Source organism: Lysobacter soyae (assembly GCF_019551435.1).
In the GTDB taxonomy this organism is placed as follows: domain Bacteria; phylum Pseudomonadota; class Gammaproteobacteria; order Xanthomonadales; family Xanthomonadaceae; genus Solilutibacter; species Solilutibacter soyae.
In genome coordinates this window covers 1,982,582-2,000,344 of sequence record NZ_CP080544.1, presented here as the reverse complement: position 1 = coordinate 2,000,344, position 17,763 = coordinate 1,982,582, and the positions used below count along the sequence as shown (strand labels likewise).

Genomic DNA, 17,763 nt, shown 5'->3' with positions numbered 1-17,763 from the left:
GCGACCCTTCGGTCGCCGTTATTCGTTTCGGACTGTTGAAACAATCAGCCGATGTTGAGCGTCTTGCCTTTGCGCTCGGCCAAGCGTTTTTCCAGGTAATGGATGTTCTGGCCGCCGGCACGGAACCCTTGGTCACGCATGATGCGTTGCTGCAGGGGGATATTGGTCTTGATGCCATCCACCACCATTTCCGAGAGCGCGACATGCATGCGTGCGATGGCGGTTTCGCGATCCGGGCCATGCACGATGAGCTTGCCGATCATCGAATCGTAATTCGGCGGGACGCGGTAGCCCTCGTAGATATGCGAGTCGACGCGCACACCCGGGCCGCCCGGTGCATGGAAGTGTTGGATGAGTCCGGGAGACGGCAGGAAGCTTTCCGGGTCTTCGGCATTGATCCGGCATTCGATGGCGTGACCGCGCAAGACCACATCTTCTTGCTTGATCGACAACTTCTGGCCGGCCGCGATCATCAATTGCTCTTTCACCAAGTCGATACCGGTGACAAGTTCAGTCACGGGATGTTCGACTTGGATGCGGGTGTTCATTTCGATGAAGTAGAAACGGCCGTTTTCGTAAAGGAACTCGAAAGTGCCCGCGCCGCGATAGCCGATACGGATACAGGCTTCGACGCAGACCTTGCCGATCTCGGCGCGCTGCTCATCACTGATGCCCGGTGCCGGTGCTTCTTCCACCACTTTTTGGTGGCGGCGTTGCATCGAGCAATCACGCTCACCCAAATGGATGGCATTGCCTTGGCCGTCCGCCAGCACCTGGATCTCAACGTGCCTCGGATTCTCAAGGAATTTCTCCATATAGACCATGTCGTTACCGAACGCGGCTTTCGCTTCGGTTTGGGTGGTCGCAATGGCATTGATCAAGGCGGCTTCGGTATGCACCACGCGCATCCCGCGGCCACCGCCGCCACCGGCGGCTTTCACGATGACCGGATAACCGATCTCCCGCGCGATCTTCATATTGGTTTCGGCATCGTCGCCCAAGGGGCCGCCACTGCCCGGCACGCAGGGCACGCCCGCAGCCTTCATGGCGCGAATGGCCTCCACCTTGTCCCCCATCAAACGGATGGTGTCCGCTTTGGGGCCGATGAAGATGAAACCGGATTGCTCAACGCGTTCCGCGAAATCAGCGTTCTCTGAAAGAAAGCCATAGCCCGGGTGGATCGCTTGCGCGTCGGTCACTTCAGCCGCGGCAATGATCGCCGGCATATTGAGATAGCTTTCCGACGAAGGTGCAGGACCGATGCAAATCGATTCGTCGGCCATGGCGACGTGCTTCAAATTGCGGTCGGCGGTCGAGTGCACCGCCACCGTGCGAATACCCAGCGTGCTGCACGCGCGCAAAATGCGCAGCGCGATCTCGCCCCGGTTGGCAATGACAACTTTGTCCAGCATTGGCATGATGCTCTCCCGCTCAGCCAATCACGAACATGGGTTGGTCGAACTCGACCGGCTGACCGTTTTCGCACTGGATGGCAAGCACCGTGCCTGCGACTTCGGCTTCGATCGGGTTGAACATTTTCATTGCCTCGATGATGCCGAGCGTATCGCCCGGCTTCACGGCTTGGCCCACGGTGACGAAGGGCGGTTTGTCCGGCGCCGGAGAGGCGTAGTAGGTGCCGACCATCGGCGCACGCACCACCGTGCCTGGCGGAAGATCCGGTCCCGGACGTGCGGCACCGCCGGTTGCGGCTTCGACCGGCGAGACCATCGGCATCGGCGCGACGGGGGCGGCAGCTTGCACGGGCGCGGGCGCGAAGTGCATCGGCGCACCATGCACGCCACCGCGCGACAGACGAACCGACTCTTCGCCTTCTTTGATTTCAATCTCGTTGAGGTTGGATTCCTCCAACAGGTCGATCAGCTTCTTGATCTTGCGAAGATCCATCTGGAACGCTCCCGGGTTTTTTTAAGATGTATGCAGGTGAGCCAACGCGGCCTCGAAGGCCAACGTGTAGCTTTGGGCGCCGAACCCGCAGATCACGCCATGGGCGAGATCGCTGAAGTAGCTTTGGCGACGAAACGCTTCGCGCGCGTGCGGGTTGGACAAGTGAACTTCTATGAAAGGGATGGCAACGGCCGCCAATGCGTCGCGAATGGCGACAGACGTGTGTGTATAAGCGGCCGGATTGATCAGGATGAAACGGGTGCCGTCCGAGCGCGCTGTTTGGATGCGATCAACCAATGCGGATTCTTGGTTCGATTGCAGGCATTCGACGGTGATGCCGGCACGATCGGCGGCGTCTTCAAGCGACGCGTTGATTTCTGACAGCGTGGTGTGCCCATAGATCCCCGGCTCCCGCTCGCCGAGCAGGTTCAAATTGGGGCCGTGCAGGACGAGCATCTGTGGCATGTGGCGAAGTTTGCGGTATGCAGGGGTTCCTGTCCAGTTCGCCGAAGATACGCACACGTTCGGAGAATGCGGCCCTAGGCGTGGCTTCAACGCGTGGCCGATTCCACCCACCGCGTGATGTCTTCTGCCGAGTGGAAAACTCCGGTTCTGCGTGCAATCACCCGACCTTTGGCATCGAGCAACACCGAATAGGGCAGGACACCGGCCGGATTACCCAATTGCCCGGGCGTAAACGCGGGCGGTTCGGCCGCCAACAATTGCGGAATCTTGCTCGGGCGTCGCGACAGGAAATCTTTGACCGCCGCATGTTCGTCCATACCAATGGCGATGAGCTTTGCGTTCGGGCGTCGGTTGGCGAAGGCTTCCAGCGCAGGCAGCTCCTTCAAGCAAGGGCCGCACCAGGTGGCCCAAAGGTTGACGACCGTAAAGCCTTTGCCCAAATGAGCGTCAAGCCCGGCCGGTTTGCCATCCAGCGTGAACAAGGAGAGGTCACGCACGGTGTCGCCTTCGCGCACACGGTGCGCACCGGGCACCACTGGCGCACGCCAATCCAGAAACGCTTGCAACATGCGTTGACCGGCACTCGATTCGAGCAGCCACGGTTTGGGATCGACCAAGACGGCGGCGAGCAGGGCAATGACGGCACCGGCAACGGCCGCCATCACCACCTTTAGGTGGCCGTAGCCGCTGTCTTTCATCGTGCGCCCGCCGCGGTCAGCGCATCCGCCACCATGCCTTGAGTCAGAACGGTGGGGAGTACGCGACCTTCGCCGCCATTCGCCGGATAGACCACGTACAGCGGCAGACCCACCGCTTTGTGCGTGCGCAGGAACGCGCCGATGGCTTCATCGGGATCGGTGTTGTCGGCAATCATGTACACCGCGTTGTGCTGTTCGAACATCGTTTTGAACGCGGGCGTAAACAACACCGCGCGTTCATTCACCTTGCAGGTGATGCACCAATCGGCGGTGACATCGACAAATACAACGCGCCCCTCGGTGCGCAGCGCCAGCAGACGTTGCGCCGAATACGGTTCGGCCTTCAAGCCATTCGGAAGAACGTGTACGGCTGAGTCCGATGCCAACGATTTTTGCGAGCGCATGCTTTGCAAAGTGAATGCCAATCCTGCAACCACGACGAGTGCGAGCAAGCGCGGCAACCAGCGGCGAAGCGTTGAAGCATGCGGCCTGCCTGCATCGCGCAACACCCAGACGACGCCGATGGCGGCGAGCGCAAACACCGCAACCGCGAGACCCCCACGTTGTTGGAACAACAGCCAAACCAACCACGCGACGGTGGCATACATCGGAATCGCCATGACCTTCTTAAAGGTGTCGGTCCAGGCGCCGGGCTTCGGAATCAAACGGCCAAGCGCGGGAATCCAGGCGATGAGCAGGAAAGGCAATGCCAAGCCGACGCCAAGCGCAACGAACACCATCGCCGCTTGCAGGGGCGGCGCGAAAAACGCATAGCCCAACGCTGCGCCCATAAACGGCGCGGTACACGGCGTGGCCAAAACCACCGCCAACACGCCGGTGGCGAAATCGCCTTTCAGTCCCTGCGCGGTGACCGCGCGCTGCGCGGCATTCGGCAACACAAAGTTGGCCTGCCAAACGCCCGAAAGCGACAAACCGAATGCGAGGACGAACAGTGCCAAGACCAAGACCACCGCCGGCTGTTGCATCTGGAAGCCCCAAGCCAGGCCGCCCTGAGATGCCAATCCGCGCAGCGCCAACACCAGTCCACCCAAAGCCAACATGCTCAAAATGACACCGCTGGCATAGGCGAAGACGTGCTGGCGCAACGCCGCACGATCGTTGCCTGCTTGCGCAATCGACACCGCCTTCATGGACAACACCGGCAACACGCAGGGCATGAGGTTGAGAATGAGCCCGCCGAGCAGGGCGAGCAACACGGCCTTCCAAATCGAGAGACTCTCCAAGGCCGACGGTGACGTGGCAGGCTGCGGCGCCGCATCGGTCGTTGGCTTGGTGTCGGCTGCCGTCGGTGCGGTTTCGACCTTCACCGGCAATGCGGCCGTGGCGGTCGCGGCATCGACTGCGGGTGCGGCCGTCTCCACCGTTGTTTCATCGGCCTTCGTTTGCGTGGTTTCGCCGGCAGCAGGCAGGGCAATCGTGAAGCTTCGCTGCATCGGCTCGTAGCAAATGCCGTTGTCTTGGCAGCCTTGCAATTCGATCTGCAGCGCAACCTGCGTCGCGCGCGGGTGGTTGCGCTTGAGCAACACCGGCACATCGATTTCGTTGAAGTACACCGGCACATTGCCGAAATGTTCGTCACGGTGCAGCGTGGCTTTCGGCCATTGCACCGCGCTGATGCTGATGCCCTCGGCTTTCAAATTGAAACGCGTTTGATTTTTGTACAGGTAATAGCCCGGCGCCGGAATGAAACGGATCAGCAAGCGATCACCGCCATCAGCAATGGCATCCGCCTTGAAGGCTTGCGCTGGCGGGAGAGGTGCCGCTTTTCCGGATGCCGCCGATAGCGGATTCGCGGTGGCGCCGAATTTTCCGGCTAGCGCTTGGAAACCCGAATCCGCCTGGGGTTCCTTGGTGGGGCCGAGGCTCGCGGTGAGGTTGCGCGTTTGCGGCGGATAACAGACACCGACATCGGCGCAGCCTTGATACTTCACCCGAATCGGGATGGCGGCGGTGCCCGCGGGGGCTGTCACCGGAATCGTGATGGCCACTTGTTGGCGATACGTCTCGACGTCGCCGAAGAACTCATCATGATGTTTCTTGCCGGCCGGAATGTTGGCATTGCCTAAGGTCACGCCGGGTGCGGTGGTGCTGAACTTGAATTGGTGCTTGTAAAGATAAAAGCCAGGCGCAATCGTCCAGCGAAGATGAACGCTGCCATCAGTGCCGGCTTCCGTCTGAAGTTTGAAAACACTGTCGACCGGCGGCAAATCCTGCGGCGTCGTCTGCGCCGACACGCCGGCGGCCGAAAATGCCAAAAGCAAGGCACAAACCCAGTGCAAGACACCGGTGGCGCGCCCGTTGTCGCGGCGCGGATTCCAACTCAAACGTGCAATTCGGTTCATTCGACCATTGTAAGGAGGCGCTTCACGCGTCGCAGGCTTCGACCTGCCAGCGTCCTGATGGTTCATTCACCTTCGCGTTCAATTCGCCGAAATCAGGTCGAGCACCTGATTGCCATATTCCGCCAATTTTCTCGGACCGATGCCCTCGATGGTCCCTAGGGCAGACAGGCTTTCGGGCCGGGAGGTGGCAATTTCCCGCAGGGTCTTGTCGTGGAAGATCACGTAGGGCGGCACACTCTGGGCGCGCGCCAACTCGGTTCTCAATGCGCGCAGCGCATCAAATAAGAGGCGGGCATCGGCGGACATCCAGGCATCCGGCGAGTTCGGGTTCGACAGTGCGGCACGTCGCTGACGGCGGACTCGCGCTTGCTCGCGGCGCAATTGCAGCGTTTGTTCGCCCTTCAAGAGCGTACGTGAAGCCTCTGCCAACCGCAGACCGCCATGTGTGTCGGTCTCCAGATATCCGTGCGATACCAATTGGCGAAAAATACTGCGCCAAGTATTCGAATCGATATCCCGACCGATGGCGAAGGTGCTGACGGTGTCATGACCCAACTGGAGGATGCGTTCAGTACGTTCGCCCCGCAGCACATCAATCAGGTGGGAGGCACCGAAGCGTTGACCGCAACGGTAGACACAACTCAGTGCCATCCGTGCGGGTTCGGTGGCATCCCAAGCTTCCGGCGGATTGAGGCAGTTGTCGCAATTCCCGCAAGGATTGGCCATCACTTCGCCGAAGCTTGCCAGCAAGCGTTGGCGACGGCAGCCCAGCGTTTCGCAGTAGCCCAATAGACTGTCGAGCTTGCGACGCTCCATCCATTTGCGCGAATCATCCGCTTCGGAGCTTTCGATCATCTTGCGCAAATTGACGACATCACCCAAGCCATAGGCCATCCACGCTTCGGCTGGTTCGCCGTCGCGGCCGGCACGACCGGTTTCTTGGTAATAGCCCTCGACCGATTTCGGCAGATCCACGTGGGCGACAAATCGGACATCCGGCTTGTCGATGCCCATTCCGAAGGCGATGGTCGCCGCCATGATGATGCCGTCTTCGCGCAAAAACCGGCGCTGATGTAACGCGCGCGTTTCCGTATCCATGCCGGCGTGATACGCCAAGGCGTTATAGCCTTTGCTTCGCAAAAACGCGGCCGTGTCTTCGACTTTTTTCCGGGACATCGCATAGACGATGCCGGACTCACCGGCATGCCCGTCGAGAAAGTCGAGCAACTGCCGGCGTGCATCGTTTTTCTCGACAATGGTGTAGCGGATGTTGGGTCGGTCGAAGCTGCTGGAGAACTGCTCGGCATCATCCAATTGCAAGCGTTCGATGATTTCCTCTTGTGTGGCGGGATCGGCGGTGGCGGTCAGCGCGATGCGTGGAATTGACGGCCAACGTTTGTGCAGCATCGTCAGCTGTCGATACTCGGGCCTGAAATCGTGCCCCCATTGCGACACGCAATGGGCTTCGTCAATCGCGAACAAAGACACCGGCGCGCGCGCGACAAGGTCCAAGAAACGCGGCGTCAACAAGCGTTCGGGTGCCACGTACAACAGTTTCAAATCGCCCGACACAAAACGCTGCTCAACGGCATACGCCTCGCCGGCCGGCAAACTTGAATTCAAATACGCCGCTTCAATGCCAAGCTGGTGCAGCGCTTCGACCTGATCCTGCATCAAGGCAATCAGCGGAGAGACCACGATGGCGCAGCCCGGACGCAGGAGGGCTGGGACTTGATAGCACAGTGACTTTCCGCCACCCGTCGGCATCAGCACCAAGGCATCGAGGCCGGCGGCGACATGGTTGACGATGGCGTGCTGGCGCCCCCGGAAGGTCTGATAGCCCCAAACACTGCGCAACACATCTAGCGCGGAGTCGTTGGCGGCGTCTTGAACGGATTTCATGGCGAGGAGCCTAGCACCCGATCGGCGCCCTGCCCAAAGGAAATCCGGCCGGTGCGCGGTCGGGAAAACATTCTTTTCCTGAGGGTCTTGAAAGGGCAAACGAAGGCCCCATTACATAGGCATCCCTGTGAGGGGGGCCGTTCCGCCGAGATTGGCACTCTCAACATGAGACTGCTAAAATCGGCATGTTTTTTCATACCAATCAATAACTTGCGGAGTATATCCATGAACCTGAAGCCGCTCTACGACCGCGTCGTCGTCAAGCCTGTCGAAGCCGAAGAACTCTCTGCCGGTGGCATCCTGATCCCCGACAACGCCAAAGAAAAGCCCACCAAAGGTGAAGTGGTCGCCGTCGGCCCGGGCAAGGCGCTTGACAACGGCAACACCCGTCCCATGACCGTCAAGGTCGGCGACAAGGTGATTTATGGCCAATACGCCGGTAGCGCCTACAAGCACGAAGGCACCGAATACAAGGTTGTGAAGGAAGACGACATCCTCGCGATCGTCGGCTGATTGTTCACTCAAGCATTTAGATAAGGAATCAAGATCATGGCTGCAAAAGATATTCGCTTTAGTGAAGACGCACGTTCGCGCATGGTGCGCGGTGTCAACGTGCTCGCCAACGCCGTCAAGGCCACGCTGGGTCCGAAGGGCCGCAACGTTGTTCTGCAAAAGAGCTACGGCGCCCCGACCATCACCAAGGACGGCGTGTCCGTCGCCAAGGAAATCGAACTCGCCGATGCGTTCGAAAACATGGGCGCACAAATGGTGAAGGAAGTCGCTTCCAAGACCTCCGACAACGCCGGTGACGGCACCACCACCGCCACCGTTCTGGCTGCCGCGCTGATCCGCGAAGGCATGAAGGGTGTGGCCGCCGGCATGAACCCGATGGACCTCAAGCGCGGTATCGACAAAGCCGTCGCCGCTGCCATCGACGAACTCAAGAAGATGAGCAAGCCGACCACCGACGACAAGGCAATCGCCCAAGTCGGCACCATCTCGGCCAACTCCGACGAATCGATCGGCAACATCATCGCCGACGCGATGAAGAAAGTCGGTAAAGAAGGCGTGATCACGGTTGAAGAAGGTTCGGGTCTCGACAACGAACTCGACGTCGTCGAAGGCATGCAGTTCGACCGCGGCTACCTGTCGCCGTACTTCGTCAACAACCAACAATCGATGTCGGCAGAACTCGACGACCCGTTCATCCTCTTGCACGACAAGAAGATCTCGAACGTTCGTGACTTGCTCCCCGTCCTCGAAGGCGTGGCCAAGGCCGGCAAGCCGCTGTTGATCGTTGCCGAAGAAGTGGAAGGCGAAGCCCTCGCAACGCTCGTCGTCAACACCATTCGCGGCATCGTCAAAGTTTGCGCCGTCAAGGCACCGGGCTTCGGCGACCGTCGCAAGGCGATGTTGGAAGACATGGCCATTCTCACCGGCGGCACCGTGATTTCGGAAGAAGTCGGCTTGTCGCTTGAAAAGGCCACGATCAAGGACCTCGGCCGCGCCAAGAAGGTGCAAGTGTCGAAGGAAAACACCACCATCATCGATGGTGCCGGCGAAGGTACGGGCATCGAAGCGCGCATCAAGCAAATCAAGGCGCAAATCGAAGAAACTTCTTCGGATTACGACCGTGAAAAACTGCAAGAGCGCGTGGCCAAGTTGGCCGGCGGCGTTGCCGTGATCAAGGTCGGTGCATCCACCGAAATCGAAATGAAGGAAAAGAAGGCTCGCGTTGAAGACGCGCTGCACGCCACCCGCGCTGCCGTTGAAGAAGGCATCGTTCCGGGCGGTGGTGTCGCCTTGGTGCGTGCACTGACGGCCATCAAGGGTCTGAAGGGCATCAACGAAGACCAGAACCACGGTATCGAAATCGCCTTGCGTTCGATGGAAGCACCGTTGCGCGAAATCGTCACCAACGCCGGTGAAGAACCGTCGGTCATCTTGAACAAGGTGAAAGAAGGCACGGGTAACTTCGGTTACAACGCGGCGACCGGTGAATTCGTCGACATGGTTGAATCCGGAATCTTGGATCCGACCAAGGTCACCCGCACCGCGTTGCAAAACGCAGCGTCGATCGCCGGCTTGATGATCACCACCGAAGCCATGGTTGCCGAAGCGCCGAAGAAAGACGAACCGGCCATGCCGGGCGCCGGTGGCATGGGCGGCATGGGCGGTATGGATTTCTAATCCAGCCCCAACGCTTCAAGCAACACCGCAAAACAAAAACCCCCGCAATCCATCGCGGGGGTTTTCTTTTTCCTCCCTTCTCCACAAAGTGGAGAAGGTGGCCCCAAAGGGGCCGGATGAGGGCGCTTCGCAGACGAGATCAATAATGCAGTTTGCCTGCGCTTGTCATGGCATCAATTCCCGGCAATCCGGCCCCACCGGCTTCGCATCCAAGGCCACGCAAGGATGGAACTTGGCGATCCCGCGCAATGCTTTTGATTCACCCCGCTGCAGGACGAAGGTCTGCAACGGCTTCTCCTTGCACGCCTCGGCATCGGTGCAGGCTGACGCATACAAGGTGTAATGGCATTGCCCGCTGCTGCTTTCGCGGCAGACAAATTTCGCCTCGCCTTCGTTGTCGGCAGCCGTGCTGTAGAGGGTCGCGCCCTGGGTGCTCAAAATTTTGTTGCTGAATTCCGTGGCGCCGGGCGAACAACCGGCCAGCGTCAACAGAAATTGTGCCAAGGCAAAGAGTTGTGCGATCGCGTTCATGTCATTTCTCCGAAGACGCGCGGCGTCTTACATGGTCTTGAACAAGGTCATGAAGGGTTGGCTGATGTGCAGTGTTTCGTCGCGACCGCGAAGACGCACGGTGCCTCTGCCCGATTCATCGCGAATCACGCCGGCGATGGCGCGCATATTGACGATGGTCGAGCGATGGATCTGTTTGAAGACTTTCGGATCCAGTCGCGGCAACAATTCCCGCAGCGGCGTCCTCAAGAGGGATTCGCCCTCCGCGGTCACCACCGTGGTGTACTTCTGGTCGGCACGAAAATAGACGACGTCTTCGACCAGAACCAAACGCGTTTCGCGGCCGGCACTGGCCGTGAGCCAGGTCAGCGGCTCCGGTGTACCCGCTGCACCGGGCGCCGCATCCAGGCGCTTGAGTAATGCTTTGAGTGAGGCAAGATCCGGCTGTGTGCTCCGCGCTTGCAGCCGCGCCACAGTGGCGTCGAGTCGCTCCGGTTGAACCGGCTTCAACAAATAGTCGACCGCCCCTTGGTCAAACGCCTCGATCGCGTATTGGTTGTACGCGGTGACAAACACGATATGCGTTTCGGGGCTGGCTTCAGCCGCAGCGGCGGCGACCTCCATGCCGGTCAGGCCGGGCATGCGTATATCAAGAAAGGCGACGTCGGGACGATGTTCCGCAATCGCTTCCAAGGCACTGGCGCCGTCTTCGCATTCGGCGACGACTGAGAGGCCAGGCCAAGCCCGCGCGAGCTCGGACACCAATGCATGTCGCAACAAGGTTTCATCTTCGGCCACCACACAAGTTGGTGTGCTGGCGACGTTGGGATCATGCATGACCGCTGTCTCCGTTTTGCGGGTCGGCCGACGCGGGAACCATCAAGGTCGCGGCAACACCCGAAGGAAAGTTGGCAATGACTGACAAACTGGCGGCGCCGGCGAAGCGCAAGCGCAGACGCTCGCGGATATTTTTCAGACCGATGCCGGTGCCCGCCGTTTTCGTGTTGAATCCTTCACCGTCATCGGCCACCGTCACGGCCACGCCTTCCTCGCTGCGGCGCGCACGAATCCACACGGTGCCGCCGCCGGTGCGCGGCTCCAAGCCGTGCTTGATGGCGTTTTCAACCAAAGTCTGCAGCATCATCGCGGGAATCGCCGTGCCACGCAGCGCATCCGGCACATCCACTTGGACGTTCAACCGCTCGCCCATACGGATTTTCAGAATCTCCAAATAGGCCAAGGCGCGTTCGAGTTCGGCACCCAAGGTGGACATGCCGTCGCCCGCATCAGGCAGAGAGCGACGCAAGTACTGGATCAAGTGGCCCAACATGGTTTCGGCGCGCGCCGGATCACTGCGCGTGAGCAATTGCGCACTGGCCAAGGTGTTGTAGAGAAAGTGCGGTTCGACTTGTGCGTGAAGGAGGTGCAGCTTGGCTTCTGTGAGCTCTTTTTCCGTTGCGGTTTGTTCGGCGTGGGTACGTTCACCGCGACGTCGTTCGCCGATGCGGCGGGTGAGTGCGCGCACGATCGCTTCTGCGTTTTCGAAGTTGGTACCGTCATCCACAAGGAACCAGTCACGCCAGGCGGGATGGTCGGGCTCGCAAATCAAGGTGACGCTGCCGCTGTCGCCGGCCGGTGTGACGGTCGCCTGCAATTGATTGCGCGGCTGGCCGAACCAACGGAGCGGATTCCAGCGCGGTAATTCGTCTTCGCCGTAGGTGTCGGGGCGCGCCACCTTCGCCTTGATCTGCAGGCTGTCACGCGCGCTTTGGATGCGCTCAACGCCGGGCAATTCACGCACAGCCGCATCCAGCAAATCGAAGGCTTCGCCGGCTTCGAATGGAATTTCAATCTGACGTTTCTGACGGTTTGACAGCGTGTCACGATTGACCGTTCCGGCGATCAGCTTGACGCGACGGATGTGCGAGAAAGCCCCGGCCAACACCAATGCCGACGTGATGAGGGTGAAGAGCACCGCAGGCAGTTCGAAGCTACCAAAGAACGGCAAAGACGAATAGGTGACAACCGCCAGGAATATCGCTGTTCCCCACGCCAAGGCGATGCGCAACACAAACAGAAGACTCTTGAACATGATGGGACTCGCAATGTGGTTCAGGGCCGAGCTTGGCGCGATGGCGGCGTCCTGTCATCGGGGGAATGACGAAACGCCCGGCCGCCGGCATGAAGCTGCCATTGTCAGGGATGAGCCGTTGGGCAAACATCGGCGCGCGTGGCCAGACGCGGCAGAGGTGTTGCTCAATCGGGGCGAGGACGCCGTTTCAGATCTTTCAATATTTCGCGCGCGGCGTTGCGACCGGGCAGGCCGGTGACGCCGCCGCCCGGATGCGTACCCGCACCGCAGAGATACAAGCCTTTCAAAGCGCCGCGGTAGTTGCCTTGGCCGAGCAACGGACGTGCCGAAAACATCTGATCCAAGCCCAAGGTGCCGTGGAAAATATCGCCGCCGGCCAAGCCGATTCGCCGTTCAAGTTCCAACGGTGACAACACATCCATGCCCAACACACTGCGTTTGAAATTCGGTGCATAGGCATCCACGGTGTCGATCATCAACTCGGCCACCGTCTGCGCGTGCGCATCCCAACCATCCGTCACTTCCCGCGCCACGTGCTGGCAGAAGAGGCTCGCGACGTGTTGCCCGGGCGGTGCCAGGCTGTCGTCCAAGGCAGACGAAATGCACAGCTCGACGATCGGCGCGCGCGACCAGCCCGGATTGTGTTCGCGTGTCTTCGCATCGACGAAAGCCTGTTCGAAATACGCCAACGACGGCCCGATCAAGATGCCGGTTTGATGGTGCGGCTGAAGCGTTGTTCCCGGCATTGCGCTGAAATCCGGTAACTCGCTCAGTGCGACATTCATGCGGAAGGTGCCCGAACCGACGCGATAGCGGCGCATGCGTTCGTGTTGTTCATCGGACAAATGCTGCGGCTCGATCAAGGATTGATACAAAGGCTTCGGACCGATGTTGGAGACCACACAGCTCGCTTCAAATCGGCGTCCGTCCACCGTCTCTGCGCCGAATGCTTGGCCGTTGCGCACGAGCACGCGCGCGACCGCCGCACCGGTCTCCACCTGCACAGCCCGAGCGACGCATTCTTTGCGCATCGCTTCGGTGATGGCACCCATGCCGCCGATGGCGTGGCCCCATTGCCCGGCTTTGCCATTGACCTCGCCGAAGAGGTGATGCAACAAGACATACGCGCATCCGGGGGTATAGGGGCTATTGAATGAACCCACCACAGAGTCCCAACCCAAAATCGCCTTCAAGGGCTCGCATTGGAAGTAGTCATCCAACAACTCGCCGGCCGATTTGGTGAACATGTCCAACAAATCGCGGCGCGCGCCGAGATCCAGGTGCTTGAGTTTGCGCGCCAACGACGCGCTGCGGAGCCAGTCGGCGAAGGCGATGCGGTCGCCGATGTTCGGCGGTGTCATGTGAACGATTTCGCGCAGTACCGCGACGATGCGATCCATGCGTGCGTTATAGGCGTGCCAGCGCGGAATATCGCCCGGACAGTGACGCTGCAACTCCGCTTCGGTGTGTTGACCGCCTTTGAAGTGGCCGCCTGAAGGCAGGGGTAAAAAGTTCGCGTACGGACGTTCGACGATGCGCAAGCCGTGGCTTGCCAAGCGAAGGTCGCGTATCACCTTCGGATTCAGCAGGCTCACCGTATAGCTCGCGACGGAATTCCGGAAGCCGGGATGAAATTCTTCGGTGACGGCGGCGCCACCGACGATGTCACGTCGTTCAAGAATGCGCACCGAGAGCCCTGCCGCGGCCAGGTACGCGGCACACACCAAGCCGTTGTGCCCGCCGCCCAAAATCAAAATGTCGCTATGTGTGCTCGTCGCCATGAAGTTCCGCCGCCTGTTTCCGGATTATGCAGTGCCGTCGGCTGGTTATCATGGGTGACGCCAGAAATCCGCCATGCCATGCACGTGTCGACCGAACTCAACGCTGCCATAGAGACCACGTGCAAACGCGTTGTGGCGGCATGTGAACGGGCGTCGATCCCATTGGACCCGACCGCCATCGCCAAGCTTGCGCAAATCGCCCGGGTCAGTGATTTCGCCATGGACGTTTTTGAACGCCGCCCGGAGGTGTTGCAACATTTGTTGGCCGACGATGGTGCCGCGGCCTTTGAGTTCGCTGCAGAAGAAGCGGCTGACACCGGCGCCGTACAAATCGGTTTGCGTCGGCTGCGACAAAACGAATCCGTGCGTCTGATCTGGCGCGACGTGTTTGCCTTGGACGACACGGTTGTCACACTGCGCGAAAGTACCCGGTTGGCCGAGCGCTGCATGGCCATCGCCTTGGCGCATCTGGAATCGGTCATGGCGTCGCGACACGGTCTGGTGCGGACACCTGCAGGCGACGTGGTACGCCTAGTGGTGTTCGGCCTTGGCAAGCTCGGCGGCGGCGAACTCAATTTCTCTTCCGACATCGATATCGTCTTCGGCTATGAAGCGGAAGGGGAGAGTGACGGCCCAAGACCTTTGTCGGCCGAGCAGTATTTCGCGCGACTTGGCCAGCAGTTTTCGAAGTTGCTCGACGAGATTACGCCGGAGGGTTTCAGCCATCGCGTGGACTTGCGGCTGCGTCCTTACGGCAACGCCGGTCGCGTCGCTTGGTCGTTCGGTGCGCTAGAGCAATATTTCCAGCGCGAAGGGCGCGATTGGGAGCGCTACGCCTGGCTGAAGGCGCGCGCCGTGGTGGGCGATCTCGAAGCCGGTGCGCGTTTCTCGCGTTTGCTGCGGCCCTTCGTCTATCGACGTTATCTCGACTACGGCGCTATCGATGGTCTGCGCGAAATGAAGGCGATGATCAACGCCGAAGTCGCGCGCAAGGAAATGGCTGATGATGTGAAACGCGGGCCCGGCGGCATCCGTGAAGTCGAGTTCTTTGCGCAAGTACTGCAGATCATTCGCGGCGGACGAACGCCCGCGTTGCAACAGCGAGGATTCATGACCGCCTTGGCGGCTTTGAAGAACGCCGGCTTGGTTGCCACAGATGATGCTGCGGAGATGCTTGCCGCCTATTTGTTTTTACGTAAGGTCGAGAACCGCATCCAAATGCGGAACGACGCGCAAGTGCATGCCTTGCCGGAAGACGCCGCGGGTCGTTACCGTCTCGCAACCGGCTTGAATTTCAACGACACCGAACAGTTCGAGATGGCACTAGCGGACGCACGCGCGGTCATTAGCAAACATTTCTCAGGATTGCTCGGGACCCGCAAAAAAGCCGAGGATGCCGGTGATATCTCGACCTATTGGCGGGAGCTGCCGGATGACGGTGACGCCGCCGTTCTGGCTGCCGCGGGCTTTGCGGATGCAGACGCCGCCGATGACGCCCTGCGCAGGTTCGCGCAATCCCTCGGCGTCAAGACCGCCACGGCCCAAAGCCGTAGCCGGTTGGATCGCGTCATGCCCGCCCTCATTGAAGCCAGCGCCGCGGCAACGGCCCCTGATGTTGCGCTGACGCGAATGATCACCTTGCTAGGCAACATCTTGCGTCGCAGCAGTTATCTCGCCTTGTTGGACGAGCAACCGGCGGCACTGCAAAGACTGGTAGACATCCTGGGGCGGAGCGCGTTGCTCGGCGAACGCTTGGCGAATTTTCCGATTCTGCTCGACGAATTGTTGGACGCGCGCGCGGCGGACGAGTTTCCTACGCGCGACGAGCTGGTGGCACAGTGCCTCGCGCAGGTCGCGGCGCATCCGGATGACACGGAGCGCGCACTGGCAGACCTCAACGAGCTTCGTCAGATGTTGAGCTTTCGCATTGCGCTGGCCACGCTCGATGGACGACTGACGGCGAGCCATGCCAGTCAAGCCTTGGCGTGGATTGCCGATGCGGTGCTGGAAGTCGTCGTCGTCCTGGCACAGCAAGACATGGCGCGCATGCATGGCACGGTGGCCAGCGGTGAGTTCGTGGTGATCGGCTATGGCAGTGTCGGCGGCGAAGAGTTGGCATTCGGTTCCGACCTGGATTTGGTGTTCTTGTATGACGCGGCGGCCGACGCGCAATCGAACGGCACGCGTCCGCTGGATGCTGCGCGATGGTATGCACGGCTCGCCCAAAAAATCGTCAGCTTGTTGCAAACACCGACTGCAGCGGGACGTCTCTATGACGTGGATGTCCGTCTGCGTCCCGATGGTGCCAAAGGCTTGTTGGTTTCCACTATGTCGAGTTACACGGAGTATCAAGCCCAGCGTGCTTGGACTTGGGAGCATCAAGCCTTGGTGCGCGCTCGCGCGTTGACCGGCACGCCCGGCTTGCGCGCACGCTTCGACCAGGTGCGTGCCGACATCCTCCGGCAATCGCGCGACGCATCAAAGGTGATGCAGGACGTCGCGCAGATGCGTTCGCGCATGCGCGCCGAATTGGATCGTTCGCGCGGCGCCCTGTTTGATTTGAAGCAAGGCGAAGGCGGACTGGTCGACATTGAATTCATCCTGCAGGCGCTGGTGCTGGTTCACGCCGGGCATAAGCCGGCGCTCACTGGTTGGACGCGCAGCACCGCGTTGATTTCGGCCTTGTCGGACATCGGCGCGTTGGATGCTTGCGGCACGCATCTGAAAGAAGCGCATGACATTCTTTCGACGCGTGCACTGCAATGCATGCTCGACCGTCGCAAACGGATCGTGAGCGAAGACGACGCGCTGCAACGCGCACGTGACATCGTCAGACAGACGTGGGCGCGGGTGTTTGAAGAGGTAAACCCAGAAAACGGCTGATTTCGGCCGCGACCCGTGCCGATTCGCGTAGCGGTGTGATGTTCAGCGAAAGTGCACTCCCCAGCGGACGCACGCGCTGCATGTCCACCAACGAGGTGACGAAGTCGGCTACGCGTCCATGACGTCCGTTACTCGGAATGAACTCTACCGGCGCCGATGTGGCACAGCTTTCCGACAGCATGTTGACTGAATCGGCGGTGCACACAATGTGGTCCGCACAGGCGAGAAGAGACGCGTAGGGATTGGCCCCGTCCTTCGGCGAGGTCCATGCTTGCGCCGCCTCCCGCTTGGCGATCGTTTGAATTGGTTCTAACCACTCCATCGGCGTGCGTGGCGACGTGCAAATGTAGAGTTCGCCATCCATCGAGATGCGGATTTGCTTGATCGCCTGCATCACGTCCGACAGTTCGAACGGCGTATCCGTGGTGGGGCCGCCGACCAACAGCGCGCACAGCGACCCACCACTACATATCGACGCCGGTGCCGAATCCCGGTGGGCTTGCAGCCAGGCGTCGTCAATGGCGTTCAAGCTGCCAAGCATGACAATCACGTTGTCGCCGCGGCAGTTGTCGTGCGCAGGTACCACAACAAGGTCCCAGTGACGCGGGTCAATGCGCGGATCCAGAATCTGGATGCTGCAAACACGTTCGCTACGCAACAATCGCGTTGCCAACGCCGCTTGCCGCCCACAGCCAATGGCGAGGCAACGTTGATCGGTCGGCAGCGCCGCCAGTGCGGATCCGAAGGCGCGGCGTGCGCCCGGCAATCGTCGCGGCGCAAGCCAGCGCCAGGGCGCATGGCTATCCAATTGCAGCGAGGTTGAAACCGGGCTCAACCAATGCGCAAGCGCCTCCGCTTGGCGCACATTGCCAGCGCGGCCGTCATGCAAGGCGAAACAGGGAAGGAACTGAGACATGCGCGACCACAATACTGTGATTTCCCCTTGTTTTCCCGTCGTCGAAGCTACACTTGTT

14 protein-coding genes are annotated in these 17,763 nt (G+C 60.3%); 3 read left to right on the top strand and 11 right to left on the bottom strand.

The window, feature by feature from the left end; translation table 11 throughout:
• Nucleotides 1-44 precede the first annotated feature (44 nt).
• The 6 genes from accC to recQ all read right to left on the bottom strand — a co-directional run bounded on the left by accC (nucleotide 45) and on the right by recQ (nucleotide 7,333).
• Nucleotides 45-1,412 (bottom strand): acetyl-CoA carboxylase biotin carboxylase subunit, encoded by a 1,368-nt coding sequence (accC, locus tag H8L67_RS09675; RefSeq protein WP_220380813.1) that lies wholly within the window; start codon nucleotides 1,410-1,412, stop codon nucleotides 45-47.
• Between the two features lie 19 nt (nucleotides 1,413-1,431).
• Nucleotides 1,432-1,905 carry an acetyl-CoA carboxylase biotin carboxyl carrier protein gene (gene accB, locus H8L67_RS09670; RefSeq protein WP_220379646.1) on the bottom strand — a complete coding sequence of 158 codons (474 nt, stop codon included), beginning with the start codon at nucleotides 1,903-1,905 and terminating at the stop codon, nucleotides 1,432-1,434.
• A 21-nt stretch (nucleotides 1,906-1,926) separates the two neighbouring features.
• Entirely contained in the window at nucleotides 1,927-2,370 is a 444-nt protein-coding gene (aroQ, locus tag H8L67_RS09665) for a type II 3-dehydroquinate dehydratase (RefSeq protein ID WP_220379645.1), read from the bottom strand.
• Nucleotides 2,371-2,456: 86 nt separating this feature from the next.
• Nucleotides 2,457-3,068 carry a TlpA family protein disulfide reductase gene (locus H8L67_RS09660; protein WP_220379644.1) on the bottom strand — a complete coding sequence of 204 codons (612 nt, stop codon included), beginning with the start codon at nucleotides 3,066-3,068 and terminating at the stop codon, nucleotides 2,457-2,459.
• Nucleotides 3,065-5,431: a protein-disulfide reductase DsbD family protein gene (locus H8L67_RS09655; RefSeq protein ID WP_220379643.1), complete on the bottom strand. Its 2,367-nt coding sequence runs from the start codon at nucleotides 5,429-5,431 to the stop codon at nucleotides 3,065-3,067. Before H8L67_RS09655 ends, H8L67_RS09660 begins: the two co-directional genes overlap by 4 nt.
• Before the next feature lie 78 nt (nucleotides 5,432-5,509).
• Nucleotides 5,510-7,333: a DNA helicase RecQ gene (gene recQ, locus H8L67_RS09650; protein WP_220379642.1), complete on the bottom strand. Its 1,824-nt coding sequence runs from the start codon at nucleotides 7,331-7,333 to the stop codon at nucleotides 5,510-5,512.
• 225 nt (nucleotides 7,334-7,558) lie between these two features.
• On the opposite strand from recQ, the gene groES reads away from it, so the two are divergent.
• Nucleotides 7,559-7,846 carry a co-chaperone GroES gene (gene groES / locus H8L67_RS09645; protein WP_220379641.1) on the top strand — a complete coding sequence of 96 codons (288 nt, stop codon included), beginning with the start codon at nucleotides 7,559-7,561 and terminating at the stop codon, nucleotides 7,844-7,846.
• Between the two features lie 36 nt (nucleotides 7,847-7,882).
• Nucleotides 7,883-9,523, top strand: a complete 1,641-nt coding sequence (groL, locus tag H8L67_RS09640; RefSeq protein ID WP_220379640.1) for a chaperonin GroEL — start codon at nucleotides 7,883-7,885, stop codon at nucleotides 9,521-9,523.
• A gap of 165 nt (nucleotides 9,524-9,688) precedes the next feature.
• Here the strand turns inward: groL and H8L67_RS09635 are convergent, their stop codons facing one another.
• The 4 genes from H8L67_RS09635 to H8L67_RS09620 form a co-directional block, all read right to left on the bottom strand.
• The gene (locus tag H8L67_RS09635) at nucleotides 9,689-10,054 is read right to left on the bottom strand and encodes a hypothetical protein (protein ID WP_220379639.1); all 366 of its coding nucleotides are present in this window, start codon (nucleotides 10,052-10,054) and stop codon (nucleotides 9,689-9,691) included.
• Nucleotides 10,055-10,081: 27 nt separating this feature from the next.
• Nucleotides 10,082-10,870, bottom strand: coding sequence for a LytR/AlgR family response regulator transcription factor (locus H8L67_RS09630; protein ID WP_220379637.1), 789 nt, complete (start codon nucleotides 10,868-10,870; stop codon nucleotides 10,082-10,084).
• Nucleotides 10,863-12,125 carry a sensor histidine kinase gene (locus H8L67_RS09625; protein WP_220379636.1) on the bottom strand — a complete coding sequence of 421 codons (1,263 nt, stop codon included), beginning with the start codon at nucleotides 12,123-12,125 and terminating at the stop codon, nucleotides 10,863-10,865. The genes H8L67_RS09630 and H8L67_RS09625 overlap by 8 nt, the downstream gene beginning before the upstream one ends.
• Before the next feature lie 164 nt (nucleotides 12,126-12,289).
• Nucleotides 12,290-13,906 (bottom strand): phytoene desaturase family protein, encoded by a 1,617-nt coding sequence (locus H8L67_RS09620; protein ID WP_220379635.1) that lies wholly within the window; start codon nucleotides 13,904-13,906, stop codon nucleotides 12,290-12,292.
• Between the two features lie 78 nt (nucleotides 13,907-13,984).
• On the opposite strand from H8L67_RS09620, the gene glnE reads away from it, so the two are divergent.
• The gene (gene glnE / locus H8L67_RS09615; RefSeq protein WP_491546934.1) at nucleotides 13,985-16,789 is read left to right on the top strand and encodes a bifunctional [glutamate--ammonia ligase]-adenylyl-L-tyrosine phosphorylase/[glutamate--ammonia-ligase] adenylyltransferase; all 2,805 of its coding nucleotides are present in this window, start codon (nucleotides 13,985-13,987) and stop codon (nucleotides 16,787-16,789) included.
• On the opposite strand, the gene H8L67_RS09610 is transcribed toward glnE, so the two are convergent.
• Entirely contained in the window at nucleotides 16,737-17,705 is a 969-nt protein-coding gene (locus H8L67_RS09610) for a mitochondrial fission ELM1 family protein (protein ID WP_220379632.1), read from the bottom strand. The two genes, glnE and H8L67_RS09610, sit on opposite strands and share 53 nt — an antisense overlap.
• Between the last annotated feature and the right edge of the window lie 58 nt (nucleotides 17,706-17,763).